The sequence below is a fragment of the Kitasatospora atroaurantiaca genome, assembly GCF_007828955.1.
Classification (GTDB): domain Bacteria; phylum Actinomycetota; class Actinomycetes; order Streptomycetales; family Streptomycetaceae; genus Kitasatospora; species Kitasatospora atroaurantiaca.
This window is the reverse complement of record NZ_VIVR01000001.1, coordinates 1,321,703-1,342,805: the sequence shown is the minus strand read 5'-3', so window position 1 is coordinate 1,342,805 and position 21,103 is coordinate 1,321,703. Positions and strand designations below refer to the sequence as shown.

The following is a 21,103-nucleotide window of genomic DNA, read 5'->3' as shown; positions in this document are numbered from 1 at the left end:
GGCGGGAGCCGCTGCCTCTTTCAGACGGCGTCGGCGAGGGCGGGGGCGCCGTTCATGTTGATGGCGTCTGCGAGGGCGGGGGAGCCGTTCATGTTGATGGCGTCTGCGAGGGCGGGGGAGCCGTTCATGTTGATGGCGTCGGCGAGGGCCGGGGCGCCGTTCATGTTGATGGCAGCTGCGCCGGCGGGAACGGCCGTCACGACTGTGAGTGCGGTGAGTGCTGCGGCGATGGCAACGGCGGCGAGCTTGCGCATGGTGGTGCCCTTCGTCTGGGGTTGGTGGTTCGAGCCTTGCTCTACCGGGTTATGGCAGGGCGTCAGTGTGGTGGTCGCCTGCTGGTGGGCGTGTGCCGGGCGGTTCACTTTTCCTCGACCCGGTCGACCGTGCCGGTCTCCACGTCGTAGACGAGGCCGGCCAAGCGCATGTCGGTGGGGATGAGCGGTGTGTTGCGAAGGAGGTGAAGGTCTGCTCGCACCGCGGCGACCGGGTCCGTGAGGTGCTTGGCGTCGAGCTCGTCCTCGCTGACGCCGAAGATCTGTGCGGCGAGGGCGGCGTGCTCCGGTCGGGCAAGGCGGGAGGTGCCGCAGTCGGTGTGGTGCATGACGATGATCTCGATGTCCAGGTCCAGGTTCTCGACGAGGGCCACGGTGGCGAGGGTCGTCAGCGTCCGTAGCACGTCCGGTGTGACCCGGCCGCCCTCGTTGCGGATCACCACGGCCTCGTCGAGTCGCAGCCCCAGCACGTGGGCGGGGTCGACCCGGTGGTCGCAGCAGGTGATCAGAACGGTCTGGAGCGACGGCACCATGGACGAGGCGCGCCGGGGGTGGTGCTCGGCGTGTACCTGGTTCCGCTTCAGCAGTTCGCCGGTGACGGTCATGGGGATGTCCTCCTCGGTGATGGGCCGGCGAAAAGTGCCGTCCTCCGAGAGAGATCGTCTCCCGCGCTCACGTTTCTGCCGAGGGGCGGGATCGCCCTCTTCCGGGGGTAATCTCGCCATATGAATCACGTACCGTACCGAATCGGCGTCCTGGCCTTCAACGGGTGCTTCGCCTCGGAGGCGTTCGGATTCGCCGACCTGATGACGGTGGCGAACCAGGTTGCCGGGCACCTCCACGGCGACACGGCGCCCAGGTTCGAGGTCGCGATCGTGGCCGCCCGCCGCCGGGTGACCGCCTCCGGCGGTGTCCCCGTCGGCGTGGTCGCCGTGCCCACCTCGCTCGACCTCCTGGTCGTACCGGGCTTCGAGCTGCTCCCGGCCCAGGATCTGGATGCTCGGATGGGCGCCCTTGGCAGAGAGGTCGATGTGATCGGGCAGCTCGCCGGGCGCGGGGTGCCGATCGCGTCGATCTGTCTCGGGGCGTTCCTCCTCGGGGAGGCCGGGCTGCTCGACGGGCGCCGGGCGACGACCGCCTGGCTGTTCGCCCGGGCCCTGGCCGCTCGCTACCCGCAGGCGACGGTGGACGAGAAGGCCCTCATCGTGGACGACGCGGGGATCACCACCACCGGGGCCTTCAGCGCCGCTTTCGACCTCGCCATGCGGGTGATCACCCGTTCGTTGGGGGACGAGATCGCCCGGGTGACCGCCAGGGTCACCCTCGTACCCGACGGTCGCACCAGCCAGGCGCCCTACGTGGACGATGCGATCTCGGCCGTGCCCGGCCAGCAGTTCTCCGGCGAGGTGAAACGGTGGCTCGAGGCTCGGAGCTCGCAGCCCTACAGCCTGTCCGAGCTGGCGGCGGCCTTCCATGTGAGCACCAGGACGATGCTGCGGCGGTTCGCGGCCGAGACCGGCGAAAGCCCGCTCGGCCACCTCCAGCGTGTGCGCATCGGCATGGCGAAGGCACTCCTCGAGACCTCCGAGCTGCGCCTTGCGGACGTCATGGCGAAGGTCGGCTACCTCGACAAGGGCACGTTCCGGCGCCTCTTCACCTCGCACACGGGCATGAGCCCGGCCGAGTACCGCCGCCAGTTCCGCCGAGGCCCCGGTCGTGAACAGGCAGCAGGCCGTCGCCAACCTGAAGATCACGTCACAGAGCTTCGCCAGGCACCCGGTCCGGCCGACGGCGTTGGTTGATTGATCCGGCAGGTTCGATCGTCAAACTGTGTTCGATACCGGTACGGTGACGCCCTGTCAGATGGGCAGGCGAGGGGAGCGTGCTGGGTATGGAGCCATTGGCGGCGGATGATCCCGGGCAAATCGGTGACTACCGGTTGCTGCGTCGGCTCGGCGCGGGTGGGATGGGGCGGGTCTACCTCGGGCGGACGGCCGGTGGCCGGACGGTCGCCGTCAAGGTGGTGCACGCCGACTTCGCCGCCGACGCCGAGTTCCGGGCCCGATTCCGCCAGGAGGTCGCGGCAGCCCGGCTGGTGGGCGGTCAGTGGACGGCCCCCGTGCTGGACGCCGACACCGACAGCGAGCGCCCCTGGGTCGCCACCGGCTACGTTGCCGGGCCCGCACTCGCCGAGGCTGTACGGGAGACGATCGGCCATTCCACGGGTACCGTCGACAACCTCGGCGTCCAGTGTGCAGGCGCAGACGTCCTGTTCTCCACGTCGACCAGATCGATCACGGTGACCGAGTCGTCGGTCAGTACCGATCCCCTGTGTACCGCTCGACCGGTGCAGGTGACCTTCAGGCTGAACACCAGCGGCAGCCTGCAGGCGACCGCGCCGGGGCTCAACGGCGAGCTCATCAAGCAGGGCTAGCGCACCGAGCGTTCAAGCCGGACCACGATGCCCTTCGACGTCGGCGTGTTGCTGGTGTCGGCCACGCTGTCCAGCGGCACCAGGACATTGGTCTCGGGGTAGTACGCGGCAGCACAGCCGCGCGCGGTCGGGTAGGAGACCACACGGAGTCTCTCCGCACGGCGCTCCAGCCCGTCGTGCCAGACTCCCACCAGGTCCACCTGGTCGCCCGCGGACAGCCCGAGCGCGTCCAGGTCGAGGGGGTTCACGAGCACGATCCGGCGCCCGCCGTGGATTCCGCGGTAGCGGTCGTCCATGGCGTACGGGATGGTGTTCCACTGGTCGTGGGAGCGCAGGGTCTGCAGCAGGAGGTGCCCCTCGGGCGCGTGCAGCATCTCGAACCTGTTGCGGGTGAAGAGCGCCTTGCCGGTCGGGGTGTGGAACACCCCGTCGTTGACCGGGTTCGGAAGCCGGAACCCGCCCGGCGTGGCCACTCGTGCGTTGAAGTCCTCGAACCCCGGGACCACGCGGGCGATCCGGTCCCGGATCGTTCCGTAGTCCTCCTCGAACTGCTCCCACGGGATGGGCGGGCTCTCGCCGAGGGTCCGGCGTGCCAGCCGGCACAGGATCGCCACCTCGCTGAGCAGCTTCCCGGACGTCGGCTCAAGTCGCCCGCGGGAGGCATGCACCGTACTCATCGAGTCCTCGACGGTGACGAACTGCTCGCCGCCGACCTGGATGTCCCTGTCGCTCCGTCCCAGCGTGGGCAGGATCAGCGCGGTCTCACCGCAGACCGTGTGGGAGCGGTTCAGCTTGGTCGAGACGTGTGCGGTGAGCCGGCACTGCCGCATCGCCTTCTCGGTGACCTGGCTGTCGGGCGTGGCCCTGGCGAAGTTGCCCGCGACGCCGAGGAAGACCTTGGCGCGGCCCTCGAGCATGGCCTTGATGGACTGCACGGTGTCCCAGCCGTGTTTCGCGGGCGGGGTGAAGGCGAACTCGCGCTCCAGCGCGTCCAGGAACACCTGCGGCATCCGCTCCCAGATGCCCATGGTGCGGTCGCCCTGCACGTTGCTGTGGCCGCGCACGGGGCACACACCCGCCCCGGCCTTCCCGATGTTCCCGCGCAGCAGGAGGAAGTTGACGATCTCACGGATGGTGGCGACCCCGTGCTTCTGCTGGGTCAGCCCCATCGCCCAGCAGACGATGATCCGGTCGCTCGCCAGGACCCGATCGCGCAGTTCCTCGGTCTCGGCGCGAGACAGCCCGGTCGAGGTGAGCACGTCCTGCCAGGACAGGCTGCGGACGTGCTCGGCGAACTCGGTGAATCCGCTGGTCGAGGTCTCGATGAAGTCGTGGTCGAGGACGGTTCCCGGGGCGGCCTCTTCGGCCTCCAGCAGCAACAGGTTCAGCGCCTGGAACAGGGCGAGGTCACCGCCGAGGCGGATCTGCAGGAACTGATCGGCGATCCGAGTACCCCGGCCGATCAGGCCGCCGGGCTTCTGCGGGTTCTTGAACCGCAGAAGCCCGGCCTCGGGCAGCGGGTTCACGGCGACGATGCGGCCGCCGTTCCGCTTGGTCTCCTCCAGTGCGGAGAGCATCCGCGGGTGGTTGCTGCCAGGGTTCTGGCCGACGACGAGAACCAGGTCGGCGTGGTGGATGTCCTGCAGGCTCACGCTGCCCTTGCCGATGCCCAGCGTCTCGTTCAGCGCGGCGCCGCTGGACTCGTGGCACATGTTGCTGCAGTCGGGCAGGTTGTTGGTGCCGAACGCCCGGGCGAAGAGCTGAAGGAGGAACGCCGCCTCGTTGCTGACCCGGCCCGAGGTGTAGAACAGGGCCTCGTCGGGGGAGTCCAGCCGGCCCAGCTCCTCGGCGAGCAGACCGAGCGCGTCGTGCCAGCTGATCGGTTCGTAGTGATCCGAGCCGGGCCGTTTGACCATCGGTTCGGTGAGCCGGCCCTGCTGGTTGAGCCAATGGTCGGACCTCCGGCCGAGCTCGGAGACGGAGTGCTGCCGGAAGAAGTCGGCGGTGATCCGGCGTGAGGTCGCCTCGTCGTTGATGTGCTTGGCGCCGTTCTCGCAGTACTCGTTCCTGTGCCGTTGGTCCGGGCCCGGCTCCGGCCAGGCGCAGCCCGGGCAGTCCATACCCGCCGCCTGATTGAGGTTCAGCAACGTCAGCGCGGTCCGCCGGACCGACGTCTGCTCAAGCGAGTACGCGAGCGCATGCCGCACGGCCGGCACACCGGCCGCCCACGACTTGGGCGGGGTGACGGTCAGGCCTTCCTCGGTCTGCTCTTCGATCGGCGGCTTCTGCAAGGGGCTCACCTCGACGCTGAACAGCGGCTCTGCTCCCGCCGACGCGCTGCCGACCGGAGTCCGGTCGCCAACCTACCCGTGGAGGGAGCGGAGCGCCCCTCGCAGCGCTGCCCGGTGGGTGCTCAACCGCAGGGCCAGGTCGGGACCCGCGGGCGCGGTTGAGCTGCGCGGGGACGGACGTGCCCGCCGTGAATGGTGCCGCGCCAGGCCCCGGTCTCCCGTTCCCGCCCCTCGACGAACTCCTTGAACCGCTCCAGGTCGCCCTGGACCCGGCGGCGGACGACGCCGAGCACGTCACCGGCCCGCTCCGCGACACCCTTCGGCTCGAAGTCCACCCGCAGGGCGACCCAGCAGCGATCCACGTCCAGAGGCCGGAATGTCACCGTGCCCGCCTGACGAGGCCCGTCCAGACTCCGCCAGACCACGCACTCGTCCGGGCGCTGCTCGACGATCTCCGCATCGAACTCGCGGCTGAGCACGGCGAATCTCGTCACCCAGTGGGTCAGTGCCGATCCCAGCTGATCGACACGCTTCACCCCGTCCATGAACTGGGGAAAGCTCTCGAACTGGGTCCATTGGTTGTAGGCGCTGCGGACCGGGACGTTGACGTCGATCGACTCCCTGATGGTGGTCACGGCAGACCTGCCCCTCTCGGCCCCGCACGACATGTCACCGATTCTCGTGGGTTACCGATCGACCGGCCACCGGGGCATCATCCGGGTTGTACCGGTTTGCCGGGGGCGAGATGCTGAAAGCACGTTCCGCGGCAGTCTTCACCGGAAGAAGGTTGAGTGCGATGACATTTATCCAGCTCATTGAATACGACACCACGCAGAAGGCTCGGGTGGACGAGCTGATGGACGAGTGGCTGGCGACCACCGAGGGTAAGCGAACCGCCTCTCACGAGATGCTGGGCCAGGACCGCGACAAGCCGTCGCACTTTGTGAACATCGTCGAATTCCCCAGCTACGAAAGGGCCATGGCCAACAGCAACCTCCCGGAAACCCAGCACATAGCCGAGGAGCTGGCCAGCCTCTGCGACGGCTCACCGCGCTTCGTGAACTTGGACGTGATCAGGGAGGAACGGCTGTAGCGGCTGTTCGGCCGACGAGGGAGTTCAGGCCTTTCCCCGCCGGCCGGCGAGCGCAAGCAACGGGGCGCGGAGCTCGTGGACGCCGAACAACCACGCCGTGGTTCCGAAGACCACTACCGTCACTGAGCCGACGAGCAGGACGACGGGGAGGGGGTCAGGCCCGGCGAAGTGGGCGGCGCAGAGTGCCGCGCCTGTTGCGCACGCAGCTGCGGCGCACAGGCGGCTCAGCCGAGCGGCGACGCGGGTCAGCGTGACCGGGATGCCCCGGGCCCTGAGACCGCCGAGCAGCAGCGCGGCCGTCAAGGTGATCCCTACTGCGTTGCCTGCGGCGAGGCCGGGTGCCCCGTACCTGGGCGCGGTGAGCAGGCTGACGGCGGCCGTGACGGCGAGTCCGAGTCCCATCGCTGCCGTCGGGATCCATCCGCTGAGGTTCGTGCCCTGGCCCCCGGCCGGGGTGCTGTCGGCGAAGCGGGCCATGGGGCGGGCCGAGAAGAACGGGCGGGCCGTTGCCCCGACCAGGGCCTGGCCGAGGAGGCCGAGGCTGAAGATCCGCATCACTGCCGCGCTGGCGGAGGTGTCGGCCGCGTCGAAGGCACCGTGCTGGAAGAGGAGGGCCAGGATCTGCGGGGCGCAGGCGACCAGAAAGGCGGTTGCGGCCAGCGTGATCGCGCTCACCAGAACGAGGTCCTTCTCGACCTGGTCCCGTGCGCGCTCGGTGTCGCCCTCGGCCATGGCCCGGGCGATCAGGGGGAGCGTGATCGTACTGATCATCACCGCGATCGCCATGGGCATCTGGGCGACCTTCTCCGCATAGTTGAGGTGCGAGATGGTGCCCGAGGGTAGGCCGGAGCCCAGGTAGCGCTCGATGTAGACCTGGGACTGGCGGGTGAGGGCGAACGCCACCACCGGTACCAGTGCCTGGAGGCTCAGCGTGACCGCCGCAAGGGACCGGTCGGCACCGGGGCGCCGTTTGAGGGATGTCAACCGGCAGCAGCGTCGATGGAACGCGGGCAGGACGGTCACGACCATGAGGAGGCTGCCGACGGCCACCCCGAGGGCCGCAGCGCGAATACCGAGGCTGCCGTGGGTCAGGACCACCGTGATCAGGATGCCGGTGTTGTAAGCGGTGTAGACAGCGGCGGGGGCGGTGAAGTGCTGGTGGGCGCGTAGGCCGGCCGAGAGGTACCCGGCGAGACCGAAGAAGAACACGGTCGTTGCGGTGAACCGGGTGCACGTGACGGCGAGAGCCGGATCGTGGAGGCCCGGGGCGAGCAGCGCAACCACGGAGGGGGCACCGAGCCAGGTGACCGAGGACAGCAAGGTCAGGAGCAGGCACAGGCGTGGCAGGGTTGCCAGGACCAGGGCAGGGACGGGGTCCACAGGGCCTGCGGCCGTGACGGATTGCGGGTCGTGGGGGAGCGCCGGATGAGGATCCGGGCCTACCGGAGAGCGCCGCGAGGCGAGCGCGGCGCTGAAGGCGGGCAGCATCAGGAGAGGCATGGCACTGTCGATCAGCAGCGGTGCCGCCGTCTCCGGCACACTCCAGGCGACCAGGAAAGCGTCGGTTTCCCGGCCCGCGCCGAAATACCGGGCCAGCACCAGATCGCGAGCAAGTCCGAGCAAGGAACCGGCCACGCTCAGGACGGCGGTGATGCCGAAGGCGCGGGCGAGAGTCCGGGAGGGGTGCCCCGAAGCAGCCGGGGGCGGGGGCGCCGCGTCGGGTACAGGGTCGGGTTCGGGCGCTGCCGCGTCGCGTGACACCGGGGAGAGTGTCATCGGCGCTCTCCCGAGGCACTCGGGTCTTGGGGCGGACAAGGGGAAGGCTTACGCTCCGGAGCCACGATGCCGCGGGGGCAGCCCCTGCTGAGCCGGGACTCAGCGGTCTCATGCACCTGCGGTGGTCCTTCCGTCCTCGGTCGACTGTGCGTCAGGGTGCGCGGTGAAGCTGCGTCAGGGTGGTTGCGACGCTCGGCAGGCTTGACGGCGGACCGGCCTGCGGCCCGCCCCGCCAAGGTCAGGTTCGGCGCGGTGCGCGGAGATTGCGTAGCTGGGAGCGGACCTCTGCCAGCCACGGCAGGTGGGCGCGGGCGTGCCGCAGCGCGGCAGCGCGTAGCCGGACCGCGCTGCCGTAGACAGCGATCGCAGCTGTGCCGCCGAGGAGCAGGCGATCGTTGCGGGTCTTGCTGGGGCGCCACCGCTGTTTGTACGGTTCGGTACCGCGGAGCAGGTTGACTTCTGTTCGTCCGGTCTGTGTCGCAAGAGCCGCGCACTCACCCAGGAGCATGCCGGAGATGTCGAGGCGTTCGCGCGCCTTCGGGTGGACGCCGTACAGGTAGAGGCCGATCAAGCTGGGGCTGAGTACGGTGAGGTGACACGCGATCAGTTCGCCGTCCAGCAGGAACTCGTGCACCGCGACACGGTCGGCTGCCGCCATGGTCGTGGCGGCACGGGTCAGGTGCCCTGCAAACCGTTCGCGCAGATGCTCGGGTGTGGCTCCGCGGCCGCGCCACTGCAGCTCGTGCAGGCGCAACATGTCGGCGATGGCGCGCGGCATCTCCTCGGGCGGGGTGTGCCGTACGACGACTCCCTCGGAAGCGTTCCGACGGAGCTTGCGCCGGGTACGTTTGGCGGTCTGGGTGGACATGCGCTGCAGCACTTCTTCCATCGGCACGCCCGGCAGGTGCTGGCACAGCGAGTCGGGCAGCCGCTGCCGAGCACCCGGCCAATGAGTGACGAGTCGCTGGGTGGCTGCGGTGGGGCGGACCTCGCGCATGTCCAGCAGGGACCACGGACGGTGGATGGGAAGAGCGCGGACGAGCGCGGCGGCGGCTTCGTCGGCACAGGTGTCGTCGAGGAGGATGTCACCGAAGTCGCTGAGTCCGGCCCCGACGGGGACCAGGACAGGCAGCGGGCGCAGCATCAGCATCAGCGCTGCGGCAGCGACCAGCCGGCCTCGATGTCTTACCAGCACCAGGCGCAGGCGTCCTGGGCGACCGTAGGTCCGCCACCAGGAATCCAGCCAGGCGTGGCACTGGAAGGGGGTGGCCGTGGAGCAGCGGTCCAGCAGGTCGTCCCACTCCGTGGCCAGGTCGGTAAGGGCTTGGCCGTCCCGGCAGACCGAGACCGACCATTCCTGCGGGCCGGCCGGCGAGGGGAGGCGGTGAGCCGACGACGCGGTGGTCGGCGTGGCGGGGTCCGCGGGCTCCGATGTTCCGGCCGAGGGGGGTGCGGGGTACGCCGTCGGCTGGGAAGGGGCGGGCGGGGGCGACGGTGAAGCGGGGGCTGAGGGGCGGTGCGTCATGCAGAACTCCTGCCGGTCGGGCTCCGGGGCGTGAACAGTGGCTCGTCGGGAAGCCCCCCGCCGGGGAGGGCGGGATCGTCGGTGTCGGGTTGCCGCGTTCCGTCGTCGCGGTGGGACAGCTTCGCCAGGCGAAGGTCCCGCGCTACGTGACGGGCCTGCTTGGCACGCAGCCGCCAGCCGCCGTCGCGGTCCCCGACGTAGCAGCGGGGCAGCGCCCAGCAGCTGGTGAGGGCGGAGTGATCGATGGCGCAGGCGTGGTGGTAGCCCGCCGCACGGACGGCTGAGACCGCTGCGGCGTCCACTGCACCGTACGGGTAGCAGAAGCTGTTCACCGGGCGACCTGTGATCTCCTCGAGGATCTCCCGGCTCCGGACGGTCTCGTCGGCCAGCTCGGCGGCGCCGAGTCCCGTCATACGGACGTGGTTGAGGCTGTGCGAGCCGATCTCCACCCCCGCGTCAGCCAGTGACTTGACCTCCTCGCCGGTGATCAGCTCCTTGCGTGGCAAGTCCGCGTCCCAGGCGTTGTGCCCGCCGATGAGGCCGGCGACCACGTACACCGTGGCGCTGAAGCCCCGCGCGTCGAGAATCGGCAGGACATGCCGGGCGAAGTCCTGATAGCCGTCGTCGAAGGTGAGACCCACCAGGGAGCCGGCCTTTCCCTGAGCGCGGGCGCGCAGCAGCTCGGCCACGCCGACGCCACGCAGTCCGCGTCGGTGCAGCCATTCCATCTGCCGGGCGAACCGCTCGGGGCGGACCGTCAGCAGAGCCGGGTCCTCCTCGTAGGCGTCCACCGAGTGATACATCAGCACCCATGAGTTCCGTGGCGCATGAACCCGCGGGACATGCACCTTCCCATCGAGTGGCTCAGTGACCATCGCGGTCGTCTCCTCTTCCGGCGCGGGCCGACGGGTCTGGCGAGTGCCTCGACCACCCCCACATGGCTGGCGGTTCAAACGAGCGGTGGGGAGCCACGCCCCTGGTCGGTACGGTCAGGTCGGTGCGTGCTGCCCGGCGCGCGGCCACGTCAAGCTACCGCCGGGGCGGTCGACGGTTCACGTCCTTGCCGGGTGGCTCACTCCTGAGGAGGGAACTCTCACTCATTCGGGCCCCTGCGGGGCCTGTTGCCTCATCGATCTGACCGCCCTTCCTCCCATGGCCCGGCGGTCGGCGGGTCGTAACGGCAATCTCAAAAGCCGTCGACGGTCGGAGCGTTCCTGAGCGCCATCCTGCCGACCGTCGCCGGCAGCCTGCGCCGGCCGGTGGCCGAAACGACGCTGTTGTGCGTGGGCCTGGAGCGCGGCCACACTTGGCGTCGGCCACAACCCGGGTGAAGGCTGGGGGACATGGAGGCACCGCTGTTCGAGATGCTCGCCTGGCACGAGCTGGTCGAGGCGGAGCGGCAGCAGCCTGGTGGACGACTGTTCATCTCCGACTACAACGGCGGGCACCCGTTCGTGGAGGAGTACCTCGGCGAACTGGCTCGTACCCCGCCGTACCGGCTGGCCGACGTCACCCGCTACGCGGGCATCGACGAGGACTCCGCGCTCCGGTCGAAGATCGCCGAACTGCACCGGCGTCATGACGGCGTCGAGTACTCGCCCGGGCAGGTCATTCCGGCTGCCGGGTCCAGCGGCCTGCTCGGCACGTTCAGCCTCTGGCTCACGCTCTCCGGCATCAAGCGGGTGCACTACCTGCCGCCGGTGTACTACAAACTCGCCTATTTCTTCAGGACGTTCGGCATCGAGCCGGTGAAGGCCGCGCACCGTCACGCGCACCAGCCTGATCCGGATCTGAGGCTGCCCGATGAACGCACTGTGCTGATCATGACCGACCCTGTCTGGTACGCCGGACGGCGGGTGCCCCGACACCTGCTGGAGTACATCGGAGACTGGCAGCGCGACACGGGCTCGCTCGTGTTCGTCGACGGCACCTTCCAGTACATGCGCTGGGACGGCGAGTTGCGCGAGGACTCCGCACTGCTGCCGGCCGAGCAGACGCTGCGCCTGGTATGCCCGACCAAGTACCTGTCCATCCACGGCTACCGCTGCGCGCGCAACGACGCCGTGCCGCCGTCGAGCAGCCGCCACGGCTCGGGGTCGCTGTCCCACGCGGCGGTGTTCGCGTACTGTCCGCCCGCCACTGAAGCGAACCGGTTGACCACCGGCACCGTAGCGTCAAGATCCAGGCCGCTGCGGTACAGGGCAGCCAGCACCGAGACCTTCATCGTGCTGGCGGCGTCGTGCAGCGTATCCGCGTTCCGCAGCACCACCGGCTCGCCCTCGAGCGGTCCCGCGGCCACCGACAGTGTGCTCAACCCGGGCCTCCCATAGGACATGGTGCCGACGCGTACCGGCACCACCAGCACCACCGGCATCCGTACCCGCCGCACCGACCGCAAACCGGACGAGCCGACCCGGTCACCGTTGCCCATGGATCAACGAGGCCCGCATCCAGCAGGTCACCCCCGCTGACGGACAGACAGATCGAGGCATTGGCCACTGGGCTTGGCGATCTCGGCGACAGACCGCTCCGGGCCGAACTCGAGCGGAAGGCGCCGATCTACTACCCAACGAAGTATCCGAGGGGCGTATCGACCCATACGCACACGCCGCCGCTGCTGCGCGGGGAGTTGGTGCTGCGACAGTAGTTCGCCAGCACCAGTTGCCACCGCCCGCGGGCCGGTCACCCCGGCGGCCGGGCCGGTTCGGTCAGTCCCAGAGCCTGTCTAGGTCGAGGTGCAGCGCGCCCGTTCCGGTCCGTCCACCGAGAACGGCCAGGCCGTCCCCCGTCAGGGCCAGCGCGTCGATGTCACTCAGCAGCGGGACGCTTGTCATCCGGCCCTCGAACACCTGCCACAGGTGAAGCCTCCGGTCGGACTATACGACGGCCAGCACCAGTCCGTGCTTTCCGGTGTCGGCCACGGCGACCGCGGTCGGCACTGCCCTGCGCTGCTCCACCGGCACCCGCACCAGCGTACGTCTGGCACCGGCCGGCACGTCTGGCAGACCGGCGCGGAGGCGTTCGCCGAGGCACTTCCCTGGATGTCCCAGCAACTCGGCCTGCAAGGCACGCACCCGTGATGCGCTGAACCCCAGCGTTGCCCTGCTTCCGCCGCCCCGCCCTGTGGTTCGGGCCGTGGGCCGCCCGGTTGGCGATCAGTGAGACGGTGTCGCGCCCAGTCGAGCCAGGCGAGGTCCCGGAACTCGATGCCACCGCGGCCGAGCTCGGTGTACTCGGCGTGTTCCGCATCCTGGCGCCGTACTCGGGGTGGTCGGCCGGCGAGGTGTAGGTGTCGAAGTCAAGGTCGAGCACCCCGGCGAGGTCGGCGAGGTACACGTCGGGGCCGGGGTACATCACGGCGACGGGCGGAGGGCCGTCGATGTCGGTGACCGGAACCGGGTACTCGCCGGTCGAGTCGGGCCGGCCCAGGTGGAGCAGGCGGCGCGAATCGCCGCCGCCGACGAGCGGGAGGCACGGTCCGGGCAGCTTCTCGAGCTGGGCGCCTGACCAGAGCCTGCCGGTCGACCCTCGCCGCCGCGAGGTCGCACCGCATCGGTGGCCCCGAACCGCGCCCCACATCTGCACCGGGAGTGCGATCGCCGGACTGCGACATCCTTGCTCCCGTTCTGGTGATCATTCGTACGGTAGGGGCGGGAGCAGGGGCATGGAGTCGCTGAGAACGGCGCAGGCGGTCGCGGGTGTGCTGGTGTCGCTGCTCGGGGTGGCCGTCGCCGTAGGCTCCGTCCGCTGGGCGAGGCGGCATCGGCATGTGCTCACGACCGGGCTCGAGGCGCAGGCGGTGTGCCTGAACACCTACGTCGATGACGATTCGTCGCCGAGCCCGCACGCGATCCTGTCGTTCCGTACGCACGACGGCGCCGAGATCAGGGCGGCCGACAAGTCCGGACAGGCGCGCACCACCGGCGACGTGGTAACCGTGCGCTACCTGCCCACGGACCCGATGCGCGCGTACCCGGTGGACGCCGGTACCCGCGACACCGCCATCTCCTTGGTGGCCATCCTGGCGATCGCCGCGCTGTTCACGGCCGGCGGCATCGCCCTCTCGGTGGCCAGCCTCCACACCGGTTGAGCCCGTCCGAAGAGACAGCTGCTACTAGCGCCCGTCCAGCGCGGCCAGGTGCCGCTCGACCGACTCCACCTTGGCCGTCAGCCCGCCCGTGACCCCCGCCCGGTCGTCGATCTTGATCACCGTGCTGACCCGGTTGCTGTACGCCTTGACCGCGTCGATCGCCGCCCGGACCACGGGCATCACTTCGTCCCAGTCGCCCTCGATGCTGGTGAACATGGCGTCCGTCCGGCTCGGCAGGCCGCTCGCCCGCACCACCTTCACCGCGGCGGCCACCGCCTCCCCGACGTCCTCGCCGATCCCCAGCGGCGTCACCGAAAACGCGACGATCATTCCAGCCCTCACTCCCGAAACCCGGCCCTGACCCTGGATCAGCCCACTGTACGGGCAGCTCACTCCCTCTCGGTTCACATGGCGAGCGCGGCGTCGCGGACGTCCGCCCAGGGGGGCCGGCGCAGGGCGTGCAGTTCGGCCTTCCAGACATCGGGCTGGCCGAGCAGGGCACCGTTGGCGGTGATCAGCGCGGCGGCGAACAGACCGGGGGCGAGTTGCCCGTCGGCGGACAGCCGGCGGGCGGCGGCCAGGGTGTGCTCCGGCGCACCAGCCGCCTGCCATGGCGAAGGGCTGGGCAGCCGCTCTCGGCGACCACGCGGTCGCCCCGGCCCTGGCCGCCATTCACGAGGACTTGTCCGCCCAGTGGACCGTCGAGTCGCTGGCCGACCGGCTGGGCCTGTCCCGTGCGGCCTTCGCCCGCCGCTTCACCGCGCTCGTCGGCGGACCGCCCTTGGCCTACCTCACCCGCTGACGCATGACCACCGCCGCCAGGCTCCTGCGCGAGTCCGAGGTCCCGCTCACCACCGTTGCCGACCGCACCGGATAAGGCTCCGAGGACGCCTTCACCAAGGCCTTCAAACGCGAGTGCGGCCAAGCCCCCCGGCACCTACCGCCGCCATACCCCGCGCCGCCTGAACACCGCGCCCCGGCTTTGCCGCCGGCCGTCCCGTCGACGGCTGGACGGAAGGCCCCACCTCGACGGGTTGACGACCTGTCGGGAGCGAGCCCCGAGGCCGAACGGGCCAGGTGTTTCCCTTCCGTCGGACCGTTCGACCTACGGCGCCCATGGGTCGGGCATGGCAAGAGAGGCAGGGAAGGACGGGATGACCGGTGCGACGCTCCGGTGGCTGGAGACCTGCGGCGCGGACGGCGGCCGCCCGCCAATCGGACGGCAATCGGACGTCAAGTCGCACCGGTCATGCTCGTTCCCACCGGCGGAGGCGCCGGCGGGGACGAGGAGGACGCCATGACGGGTGACAGCAGTAGGGGCGGTCACGCGGTCGTCGCGGGGGCGGGGATCGGGGGGCTGCTGGCGGCCCGGGTGCTGTCGGAGACGTACCCGCGGGTCACGGTGGTCGAGCGGGACGCGCTGCCGAAGGGCGGGGTGCCGCGCCGCGGAGTGCCGCAGAGCCACCACGCGCACGGGGTGCTGTCCCGGGGCTTCGAGGTGCTGGAGGAGCTGTTCCCGGGCCTCGGCGAGGACTTGGTCGCCGAGGGCGCGTTGGTCCGGGACGCGCAGGCGGACGTGCGGTGGTTCAACGACGGGTACGAGCTGCGCCGGGCGCACTCCGGCCTGCCCTGCCTGATGGTGAGTCGACCCGCGCTGGAGCGGTACCTGCGCTCGAGGGTGGCGGCGCTACCGGGGGTGGAGATCCACGACCGGTCCGAGGTGCTGGAACCGGTGGCGGACGGGGACGGCACCCGCGTCACCGGGGTAAGGCTGCTGCGGGTCAACACCGAGCCCGAGACGTTGCCCGCCGACCTGTTCGTGGACTCGACCGGGCGCGGCAACCGCGGCGCGACCTGGCTGCGGGCCCTGGGCTACGAGCCGCCGGGGGAGGAGCGGGTCGACTCCCGGGTGGTGTACGTCTCCCGCGAGTACCGGCGCCGGCCGGGCGACGCCGAGGCGGACGCGTACGTGGTCGGCGCCTCGGCAGCGGCTCCGCGCGGCGGGGTCGCGCTCAGCGGCGAGGGGGACCGCTGGCTGGTGACCCTTTTCGGGATGAACGGCGACGACCCGCCGGTCGACCCGGAGGGCTACCACCGGTTCGCGGAGCGGCTGCCGGTGCCCGACCTGCACCGGCTCCTGGTGCGGCTGGAGCCGCTGACCGAGCCGCGGCTGATGCGCATCCCGGTGTCGATCCGGCGGCGCTACGACAGGCTCGACCGGTTCCCGCAGGGCTACCTGGTGTTCGGCGACGCGCTCTGCCAGTTCAACCCGTCCTATGGGCAGGGCATGACGGTCGCGGCCTGCGAGGCGGTCGCGCTGCGCGAGTGCCTGGCGCAGGGGAACGGCGACGCGGCGGCCCGGCGGTTCTTCCGGCGGGCCGCCGAGGCGGCCGACGTGCCGTGGGACATGTCGGTCGGAGGCGACCTGCGCTTCCCGTTCGTGGAGGGCCGGCGCACCCTGCGTGTGAAGCTCCTCAACCGGTACGTGGCCCGGCTGCACCAGGCGGCGGCCGAGGACTCGGAGGTCGGACGGGCCTTCCTGTGGGTGGCCAACCTGAAGTCGCCGCCGCAGCGGCTGTTCGCGCCGGGAGTGCTGAGCAGGGTGCTCCGGCGGCCGTCCGCCGCGGCGGCGCCGCCGCCGGCGCGGATGCCGGCGGAGTCGCGGTAACACGGGAAGCGATGGTGTCCGCGCCGTCCTGGGGGGGCTCACCGAGCAGCGGAGCCGACCCGATGTCAACCGCTCGTGCCCACGCGGGCGGCGAGTCCGGCACGAAATCGGGATCGTCCTCGTCCCACGACCGGGCTGCCCGCTGCCGAGGGAGCAGACCCACCACCGTCCGGCACGGTGGTCGTGTGCTCGGCCAGGGTGTCTGCCCGTCGGTCAGCACCACGATGACGTCCGGTCGGGGCCGCGCTCGTTCGCCGCTCGCGCCCCCCTTCTCGCCCCACCCCGCGGCCGTCGGACCGCTCCGACACCTCACCTCCACCCGCACCACCCGGCGGCTCGGTTCCGCTACCGAACTGCTCGGTGGCGGGGCCGGGCGGCACCTCCCGGCCACTCCGAGGGGGCTGCCAGGCTCCCCGTCCCACGCTCCGTGACTGTCGGGCTGTCTGCTTGCCTTTCGGCGAGGGTGGTTCGATCGCGTTGGTGAGGATCCGTGTTTTCGCCCGTGCGGTGGTCTGGTTCCCCGTACGTAACGTGACGTCACGAGCGAAATCGGCTCATAACGGGCGGGTCTTCTCGGGCCCGGATGACGGGCCGGTGCGGGGTGTGGGGTTGGGTGGGGTGGATGGTTGCGGGTGGGGGTGTTGGCGGTTCAGTGGGGGGTGGCTTGCCGGCTGGGCCTTGGCAGTGCTGTTCAGGGGGGCGGGGGTGGGGGTGTCATGGCCCAGCGGATGGTGGCGGTGAGGGCGTGGCCGGCGAGGGGGATGGCGGTGTGCTCGAGGAGGGGTAGCCGGGGCAGGCCGAGTTGGCGGCGGGCCCAGGTGGGTAGCAGGGTGACGGCGTTCGCCGCGAGAGCGGTGTACGGGGGGAGGGCGACCAGTGGTACTGGCGGGTGGAAGAGGATGAAGCGGGCGGCGTCGAGCGCTTCGGGGGTGGCGTGCAACTCGGGCCGGTAGGCCTGGAGTCGGGCGGCGAGCTCGGCCTGGGTGCGGGGTGGATCGAGTACGCCGAGGGCCGTGGCGACGGTGGCGGCGTCCGCGAGGTAGCCGTCGTAGCCGGCGTCGTCCAACGGGTGGGCGCCGTACGCGCGATGGGCGCGCAGGAAGCTGTCGACCTCGGCCGCGTGCACCCAGCCCAGCAGGTGCGGATCGGCCGCGTGGTACGGCTCGCCGCCGGCGGTCACACCGCGGATCTGCTGGTGTACCGCCCGTACGTGGTCGACCGCGTGCTGGGCGTCCTCGGCCGTGCCGAAGGTGGTCACGGCGAGGAAGGTGCTGGTTCGCTGGAGCCGGCCCCAGGGGTCGCCGCGGTATCCGGAGTGGCCGGCCACGGCGGCCATGGCCAGTGGGTGCAGGGACTGAAGGAGCAGGGCGCGCAGGCCGCCGATGAACATCGAGGCGTCGCTGTGGACGGTGCGGATCGGCCGGGTGGGGTCGAACCAGCGGGGGCCGGGCGTTTCGTGGATCCTGCGGCGCGCGGCCGGGCCCTGCTCACCTGCGACCCGCGCGAGGAGCTCCGCTCCCAGCCTGCGCCGCATCGCGGCGAGGCCGGGGATCTCGGGCTGGTGAGCGGTCACGCCTTGCACTGTAGGCCCGGCGGCGGCGGAGGGACAGAGCCCCCGTCCGGGTGGCAGTCAGGGGTCGAGTGCCGTGTTGGGGGCGTCGGTCTTACCGACGGACTGCTGCGCGCCGCGCCAGAACGGAAGGTGCCGCACTACGAGGCTTTCGGACTTGATGTGGTGTACCACGTGAGAAAGCGGACCGTGACGGCTGAATACCCATCGCTGACCCATGCCCTGGTGGAGGCGCTCGTGGACCTTGCTTGGTTCATCGAGAGCATGGACGACGAATAGATAGGTCCGGATGATGCCGTGAAGGCTTTGGAGGGCGTGGCCGCGGTGGTGGATCGAATGTCGGACGCCCAGCGTGCTGAGTTCCAGCAGGTGATTGAGGCAATGACTGCGACCGAGGCCGCCTCCGGGCGGCGCGAGTTCCTTGAAGCGTTCCCGGAGGGCTTCGGGCTCGTGGAATAGCCGACCCTGCCGCGCGGGACCACGGTGCCGTGTGGCCGCGCTGGCCCGGGGCCGGTGGACTCCCCGGCCGTGGGGCCCGATCATTCCGGCCCGCCGGTGATTGCCCGGGGTCGACCAAACCTGTTGGCCCCGACCGCCGGGCCCGCCATACTCGCGTGCCTGTGCGAACAGGGGGAGGGTCTATGGACACGTTCGCATGTGGGCGCTGCGGCGCCGTGCTGACCGCACCGGTGTCACGGGTCGCGCTTCCCGCGTACGCCCGCCTCACGTACGGCAACGGCCGGCACATGCCGGTGCTGATGGAATCGGGGACATACGCCGTCGATCCGGAGCCGTTCGGGCCGCCGTGGCGGCAGTGGAGCGAGATCTACGAGGGCGAGGCGGAGGCCCGCGGGGTGTTTGCGCCCGTCTACGCCCTGTCCTTCGGGGCACCCGGGCACATCGTTCTGGCCCCGGGCGACGCCCACGGCACCGTCCTGATCCCCGAGCGCAATGAAGGCTTCTGCTGTGGCCTCGACGGCCGCGACGGCCCGAACCTCGCCTGCGCCTGCTGCGGGCAGGAGGTGGCGACCCGGATCGACGACTGCTCCCTCTGGCAGGCGACCTGGCTCGAACCGACCGCCGCACGCCGCGTCCCCGCCGGCCCCGCCCGCCCGATCTTGGCCTGGCAGACCTTGGCGGAGGAACGGCGCAGCACCTCGCCGGTCGAGGCGAACGGGTCGTGGAGCCCCCGCTGGGAGACGGCGGCCTCGGTGACGCTGGCCCGCCTGGTGGCCGCCTCGGACGGCTCACCGGTCACCGTACCCGGCGGTCTCCTCGCGGACATCTTCCGCCGCTCCCTCGACGCCCTGCTCCCGCCGGGCGCGCCCGCCAGCGCGCAGCCCTGGCTGGACCGGGACTACCCGCTGCCGATCCCTCCCCGGACATCGCCGTGGTCCCGCAGCACCCGCAGACCGGCGAGCCATGGCCCACGCCCCCCGGCGTCGCCGCCGCGCCGCTCGCGGCGGACGTGTGGATGTACCTCGCCTTCCACAACGAACGCCTGCTCGTCCCCGCCACAGGCAAACTGCCTTCCAGCATCGAGCGCGACGACCCGCTACCACCGCACCCCTGGCGGCGGCTGTGGCCCGTCGAGCAGGTCTTCTTTCACACCCTGGCCCGCCTGCCCGCCGTCCGCCAACCGTGGCTGCGCGCCATCCACGACAGCGGCTCAGCACTGTTCCGCCCGCGCTGACAGCCGCGCCGCACGGCCGATTTCGAACTCACGTGCCGGGTATGTCTCCAGGGCTGGCCGGGGGCCGGTCGAGTAGTGACCGGCCGCCGCTTATGGATCCCCGGGCGCACCCCACCGTGCCCCCGGGGGACCTGCGCCCGCTTCAGGATGGAATTAGCTCATGGGAGGCAGCGCTGAAGCAGGATGGTGGCGTCGAGGACGGCGGCGGCGTCGCCGAGCTGACCGGGCTGAACACCCGCGCCGGCTGCCCGGCATGCGTGTTATCGACAGGTCGAACGAGGTTCTGAATCAAGGTGTTTGACCGTGATGGTGAGTAACGGATCTCGTCTCCTCCTCGGTCATGTAGATCGACTGAAATAGCCGAAACGGGTTCCGCGCGGCTGACAGTCGGCGGCCATATTGCAACCGTGCTCTCTGTGCCGGGAGTTGCTGTTCCCGTCGTTGTCGGAGGTGGCGGCTGTCCAGGTCGAAATAGGCCGGCTCCGAGGTCAGGGTGGAAGCGCGGTCGACCGTCGCCGGCGCCAGGTGCCCCGGCTGAGGCACCTGGTCGAGTCGGGTGCATGGCTCCTACCTGCGGTTCCCCGGCCGATCCGCCGAGTGCGGGACGGCGGGTCGTGCTCGCGCTGCGGGTGCGCCGGTTCGCCTGCCCGGATCGGTCGTGTCCGCGGCGGACGTTCGTCGAGCAGATCGAGGGCCTGACGCGCCGACAGAGGCGAAGCCTCTTCTACGATCAGCAGTCGTACCGGTGGACGGTGGGCAGGTCCGGGCAGGTGCGGCAGATGAAGACGTAGACGCCTCCCATGTCGCCCATGCACATCCCGTGGCTGTCCTCCTCCTTCGCGGGGTCGGGGGAGTGCTCCCAGCCGGAGCCCGGGCGGATGCGTTCCTCGACGGGGAGCCAGCGGCCGCATGATTCGCTCGCCGAGATGGTCAGCAGATGCTCCATCCGCCGACCGCAGGTGCAGTCAGGCCATCGCGGTGGCTGCGTCCAGCCCGGGTAACCGCCGACCTTGCTCTGGTTGGTGGTGAAAGCGTCGTAGTAGGAGATGCCGCAGGATTCCTCCATCTCGTCGCTCCACTCACCGACCCGATCCGAGAGCAATTCGGGCATGTCCCAGTTCGGGTACTCGATCGCCTCGGCGGGGTGCACGACACAAGGCCTGGGCACGTACTCATCGTCGAACTCGTACGGCCGAGGCACCTTGTCCAGCAGCGGCCGGGCGGCTGTCTCGGTGTCGGACCGCCAGAACAGCACCGGTACCGGCGACCACTGGTCGTGCTCGGAATGGATCAGCGGGCACCAGAGCACCTGGAGCAGATCGGTACCCGGCGGGAAGGCGAGTGCCGGGACGTCACGAGCGAGTAGCTGCAGCACGGGCACCATGGCAACAGCCTCCGGGCCGACCACCGCACAGCCGCGGGCAGGGTTGTAGTGATCAGGCGCGGCGCACGTCGGCCACGACTCGTCCGCCGGCCACAGCAGCGGTCCGCCGAGCGAGCTCTCCTCCCGAACGGGGGCACCGGCACGCGGGTAGAGCAGGGTGGTGCGCCGCGCGTGCGGGACGAGCTCTGGGAAGTGCTCCGCGATCTCGAGTGGAGCCGGTGGAACGGTAAGGCCCATGATCCCCTCCAGGTGGAAGCCGCATCGTAGCTTGAGTGGCAGACAGGCACTGGCGGGGTCAGCTACGGGT

The 21,103-nt window shown here is 70.6% G+C and carries 22 protein-coding genes and 3 pseudogenes; 11 read left to right on the top strand and 14 right to left on the bottom strand.

From position 1 onward, the window contains the following. Positions 1 to 20 precede the first annotated feature (20 nt). Together FB465_RS06025 and FB465_RS06020 are read right to left on the bottom strand one after the other, a co-directional pair. Positions 21 to 254: a hypothetical protein gene (locus FB465_RS06025; RefSeq protein ID WP_145788248.1), complete on the bottom strand. Its 234-nt coding sequence runs from the start codon at positions 252 to 254 to the stop codon at positions 21 to 23. Positions 255 to 358: 104 nt separating this feature from the next. Then, positions 359 to 877 carry a carbonic anhydrase gene (locus FB465_RS06020; RefSeq protein WP_170290507.1) on the bottom strand — a complete coding sequence of 173 codons (519 nt, stop codon included), beginning with the start codon at positions 875 to 877 and terminating at the stop codon, positions 359 to 361. A gap of 120 nt (positions 878 to 997) precedes the next feature. On the opposite strand from FB465_RS06020, the gene FB465_RS06015 reads away from it, so the two are divergent. Beyond that, on the top strand, positions 998 to 2,074 hold the full coding sequence (locus tag FB465_RS06015; RefSeq protein WP_145788245.1) for a GlxA family transcriptional regulator: 1,077 nt from the start codon (positions 998 to 1,000) through the stop codon (positions 2,072 to 2,074). Between the two features lie 89 nt (positions 2,075 to 2,163). Continuing rightward, a pseudogene (locus FB465_RS06010) lies at positions 2,164 to 2,478 on the top strand (serine/threonine-protein kinase); the annotation flags it as partial. 224 nt (positions 2,479 to 2,702) lie between these two features. On the opposite strand, the gene FB465_RS06005 reads toward FB465_RS06010, so the two are convergent. Both FB465_RS06005 and FB465_RS06000 read right to left on the bottom strand, forming a co-directional pair. Then, positions 2,703 to 4,997, bottom strand: coding sequence for an FdhF/YdeP family oxidoreductase (locus FB465_RS06005; RefSeq protein ID WP_145788243.1), 2,295 nt, complete (start codon positions 4,995 to 4,997; stop codon positions 2,703 to 2,705). A 122-nt stretch (positions 4,998 to 5,119) separates the two neighbouring features. Continuing rightward, the gene (locus tag FB465_RS06000; protein ID WP_145788242.1) at positions 5,120 to 5,632 is read right to left on the bottom strand and encodes an SRPBCC family protein; all 513 of its coding nucleotides are present in this window, start codon (positions 5,630 to 5,632) and stop codon (positions 5,120 to 5,122) included. A 161-nt stretch (positions 5,633 to 5,793) separates the two neighbouring features. Between FB465_RS06000 and FB465_RS05995 the strand changes: the two genes are divergently transcribed. Beyond that, a complete protein-coding gene (locus FB465_RS05995; protein ID WP_145788240.1) occupies positions 5,794 to 6,090 on the top strand; it encodes a hypothetical protein in 297 nt (98 codons plus the stop codon). Positions 6,091 to 6,114: 24 nt separating this feature from the next. Here FB465_RS05995 and murJ read toward each other — a convergent pair whose 3' ends face one another. The 3 genes from murJ to FB465_RS05980 form a co-directional block, all read right to left on the bottom strand. After that, entirely contained in the window at positions 6,115 to 7,866 is a 1,752-nt protein-coding gene (gene murJ, locus FB465_RS05990) for a murein biosynthesis integral membrane protein MurJ (protein ID WP_145788238.1), read from the bottom strand. 238 nt (positions 7,867 to 8,104) lie between these two features. Next, on the bottom strand, positions 8,105 to 9,391 hold the full coding sequence (locus FB465_RS05985; protein ID WP_145788236.1) for a GNAT family N-acetyltransferase: 1,287 nt from the start codon (positions 9,389 to 9,391) through the stop codon (positions 8,105 to 8,107). Further along, complete coding sequence (locus FB465_RS05980) at positions 9,388 to 10,194, bottom strand: polysaccharide deacetylase family protein (protein ID WP_246193144.1); 807 nt, start codon at positions 10,192 to 10,194, stop codon at positions 9,388 to 9,390. The genes FB465_RS05985 and FB465_RS05980 overlap by 4 nt, the downstream gene beginning before the upstream one ends. 540 nt (positions 10,195 to 10,734) lie before the next feature. Between FB465_RS05980 and FB465_RS05975 the strand changes: the two genes are divergently transcribed. After that, positions 10,735 to 11,721 carry an aminotransferase class I/II-fold pyridoxal phosphate-dependent enzyme gene (locus FB465_RS05975; protein ID WP_145788232.1) on the top strand — a complete coding sequence of 329 codons (987 nt, stop codon included), beginning with the start codon at positions 10,735 to 10,737 and terminating at the stop codon, positions 11,719 to 11,721. A gap of 378 nt (positions 11,722 to 12,099) precedes the next feature. Here the strand turns inward: FB465_RS05975 and FB465_RS37435 are convergent, their stop codons facing one another. Then, a complete protein-coding gene (locus tag FB465_RS37435; RefSeq protein ID WP_281292326.1) occupies positions 12,100 to 12,225 on the bottom strand; it encodes a hypothetical protein in 126 nt (41 codons plus the stop codon). A gap of 42 nt (positions 12,226 to 12,267) precedes the next feature. Further along, positions 12,268 to 12,465, bottom strand: a complete 198-nt coding sequence (locus FB465_RS05970) for a hypothetical protein (RefSeq protein WP_145788230.1) — start codon at positions 12,463 to 12,465, stop codon at positions 12,268 to 12,270. Between the two features lie 92 nt (positions 12,466 to 12,557). Between FB465_RS05970 and FB465_RS37430 the strand changes: the two genes are divergently transcribed. Further along, positions 12,558 to 12,680 carry a hypothetical protein gene (locus FB465_RS37430; RefSeq protein WP_281292325.1) on the top strand — a complete coding sequence of 41 codons (123 nt, stop codon included), beginning with the start codon at positions 12,558 to 12,560 and terminating at the stop codon, positions 12,678 to 12,680. 375 nt (positions 12,681 to 13,055) lie between these two features. Continuing rightward, the gene (locus tag FB465_RS05965) at positions 13,056 to 13,481 is read left to right on the top strand and encodes a DUF3592 domain-containing protein (RefSeq protein WP_145788228.1); all 426 of its coding nucleotides are present in this window, start codon (positions 13,056 to 13,058) and stop codon (positions 13,479 to 13,481) included. Between the two features lie 24 nt (positions 13,482 to 13,505). On the opposite strand, the gene FB465_RS05960 is transcribed toward FB465_RS05965, so the two are convergent. Then, the gene (locus tag FB465_RS05960) at positions 13,506 to 13,811 is read right to left on the bottom strand and encodes an MTH1187 family thiamine-binding protein (protein WP_145788226.1); all 306 of its coding nucleotides are present in this window, start codon (positions 13,809 to 13,811) and stop codon (positions 13,506 to 13,508) included. A gap of 283 nt (positions 13,812 to 14,094) precedes the next feature. On the opposite strand from FB465_RS05960, the pseudogene FB465_RS05955 reads away from it, so the two are divergent. Continuing rightward, positions 14,095 to 14,355: pseudogene (locus tag FB465_RS05955) on the top strand (helix-turn-helix transcriptional regulator); the annotation flags it as partial. A 375-nt stretch (positions 14,356 to 14,730) separates the two neighbouring features. Then, a complete protein-coding gene (locus FB465_RS05950; RefSeq protein ID WP_170290506.1) occupies positions 14,731 to 16,149 on the top strand; it encodes an FAD-dependent oxidoreductase in 1,419 nt (472 codons plus the stop codon). Positions 16,150 to 16,207: 58 nt separating this feature from the next. On the opposite strand, the pseudogene FB465_RS36740 reads toward FB465_RS05950, so the two are convergent. Together FB465_RS36740 and FB465_RS05940 are read right to left on the bottom strand one after the other, a co-directional pair. Continuing rightward, positions 16,208 to 16,402: pseudogene (locus FB465_RS36740) on the bottom strand (DUF2201 family putative metallopeptidase); the annotation flags it as partial. Positions 16,403 to 16,840: 438 nt separating this feature from the next. Continuing rightward, the gene (locus FB465_RS05940; protein WP_145797164.1) at positions 16,841 to 17,683 is read right to left on the bottom strand and encodes an oxygenase MpaB family protein; all 843 of its coding nucleotides are present in this window, start codon (positions 17,681 to 17,683) and stop codon (positions 16,841 to 16,843) included. Between the two features lie 168 nt (positions 17,684 to 17,851). Here FB465_RS05940 and FB465_RS36735 point away from each other — a divergent pair, with 168 nt between their 5' ends. After that, a complete protein-coding gene (locus FB465_RS36735) occupies positions 17,852 to 17,998 on the top strand; it encodes a hypothetical protein (RefSeq protein WP_246192534.1) in 147 nt (48 codons plus the stop codon). 18 nt (positions 17,999 to 18,016) lie between these two features. Further along, a complete protein-coding gene (locus FB465_RS36730) occupies positions 18,017 to 18,178 on the top strand; it encodes a hypothetical protein (protein WP_246192533.1) in 162 nt (53 codons plus the stop codon). A 409-nt stretch (positions 18,179 to 18,587) separates the two neighbouring features. Here the strand turns inward: FB465_RS36730 and FB465_RS37680 are convergent, their stop codons facing one another. Further along, entirely contained in the window at positions 18,588 to 19,004 is a 417-nt protein-coding gene (locus FB465_RS37680; RefSeq protein ID WP_342791782.1) for a hypothetical protein, read from the bottom strand. Positions 19,005 to 19,109: 105 nt separating this feature from the next. On the opposite strand from FB465_RS37680, the gene FB465_RS37675 reads away from it, so the two are divergent. Further along, the gene (locus FB465_RS37675) at positions 19,110 to 19,412 is read left to right on the top strand and encodes a hypothetical protein (RefSeq protein ID WP_342791781.1); all 303 of its coding nucleotides are present in this window, start codon (positions 19,110 to 19,112) and stop codon (positions 19,410 to 19,412) included. A gap of 730 nt (positions 19,413 to 20,142) precedes the next feature. Here the strand turns inward: FB465_RS37675 and FB465_RS05925 are convergent. Then, the gene (locus FB465_RS05925; protein WP_145788224.1) at positions 20,143 to 21,033 is read right to left on the bottom strand and encodes a DUF1963 domain-containing protein; all 891 of its coding nucleotides are present in this window, start codon (positions 21,031 to 21,033) and stop codon (positions 20,143 to 20,145) included. Positions 21,034 to 21,103: the final 70 nt, after the last annotated feature.

Coding starts and splice junctions, on each gene's coding strand:
- FB465_RS37435 (WP_281292326.1), bottom strand. CDS start 12,225: ATGACAAGCGTCCCGCTGCTGAGTGACATCGACGCGCTGGCCCTGACG.
- FB465_RS05975 (WP_145788232.1), top strand. CDS start 10,735: ATGGAGGCACCGCTGTTCGAGATGCTCGCCTGGCACGAGCTGGTCGAG.
- murJ (WP_145788238.1), bottom strand. CDS start 7,866: ATGACACTCTCCCCGGTGTCACGCGACGCGGCAGCGCCCGAACCCGAC.
- FB465_RS05995 (WP_145788240.1), top strand. CDS start 5,794: ATGACATTTATCCAGCTCATTGAATACGACACCACGCAGAAGGCTCGG.
- FB465_RS05940 (WP_145797164.1), bottom strand. CDS start 17,683: ATGCGGCGCAGGCTGGGAGCGGAGCTCCTCGCGCGGGTCGCAGGTGAG.
- FB465_RS06025 (WP_145788248.1), bottom strand. CDS start 254: ATGCGCAAGCTCGCCGCCGTTGCCATCGCCGCAGCACTCACCGCACTC.
- FB465_RS05960 (WP_145788226.1), bottom strand. CDS start 13,811: ATGATCGTCGCGTTTTCGGTGACGCCGCTGGGGATCGGCGAGGACGTC.
- FB465_RS05950 (WP_170290506.1), top strand. CDS start 14,731: ATGCTCGTTCCCACCGGCGGAGGCGCCGGCGGGGACGAGGAGGACGCC.
- FB465_RS05925 (WP_145788224.1), bottom strand. CDS start 21,033: ATGGGCCTTACCGTTCCACCGGCTCCACTCGAGATCGCGGAGCACTTC.
- FB465_RS06020 (WP_170290507.1), bottom strand. CDS start 877: ATGACCGTCACCGGCGAACTGCTGAAGCGGAACCAGGTACACGCCGAG.
- FB465_RS05985 (WP_145788236.1), bottom strand. CDS start 9,391: ATGACGCACCGCCCCTCAGCCCCCGCTTCACCGTCGCCCCCGCCCGCC.
- FB465_RS06015 (WP_145788245.1), top strand. CDS start 998: ATGAATCACGTACCGTACCGAATCGGCGTCCTGGCCTTCAACGGGTGC.
- FB465_RS05980 (WP_246193144.1), bottom strand. CDS start 10,194: ATGTATCACTCGGTGGACGCCTACGAGGAGGACCCGGCTCTGCTGACG.
- FB465_RS05965 (WP_145788228.1), top strand. CDS start 13,056: ATGGAGTCGCTGAGAACGGCGCAGGCGGTCGCGGGTGTGCTGGTGTCG.
- FB465_RS37680 (WP_342791782.1), bottom strand. CDS start 19,004: ATGTCCGCGAGGAGACCGCCGGGTACGGTGACCGGTGAGCCGTCCGAG.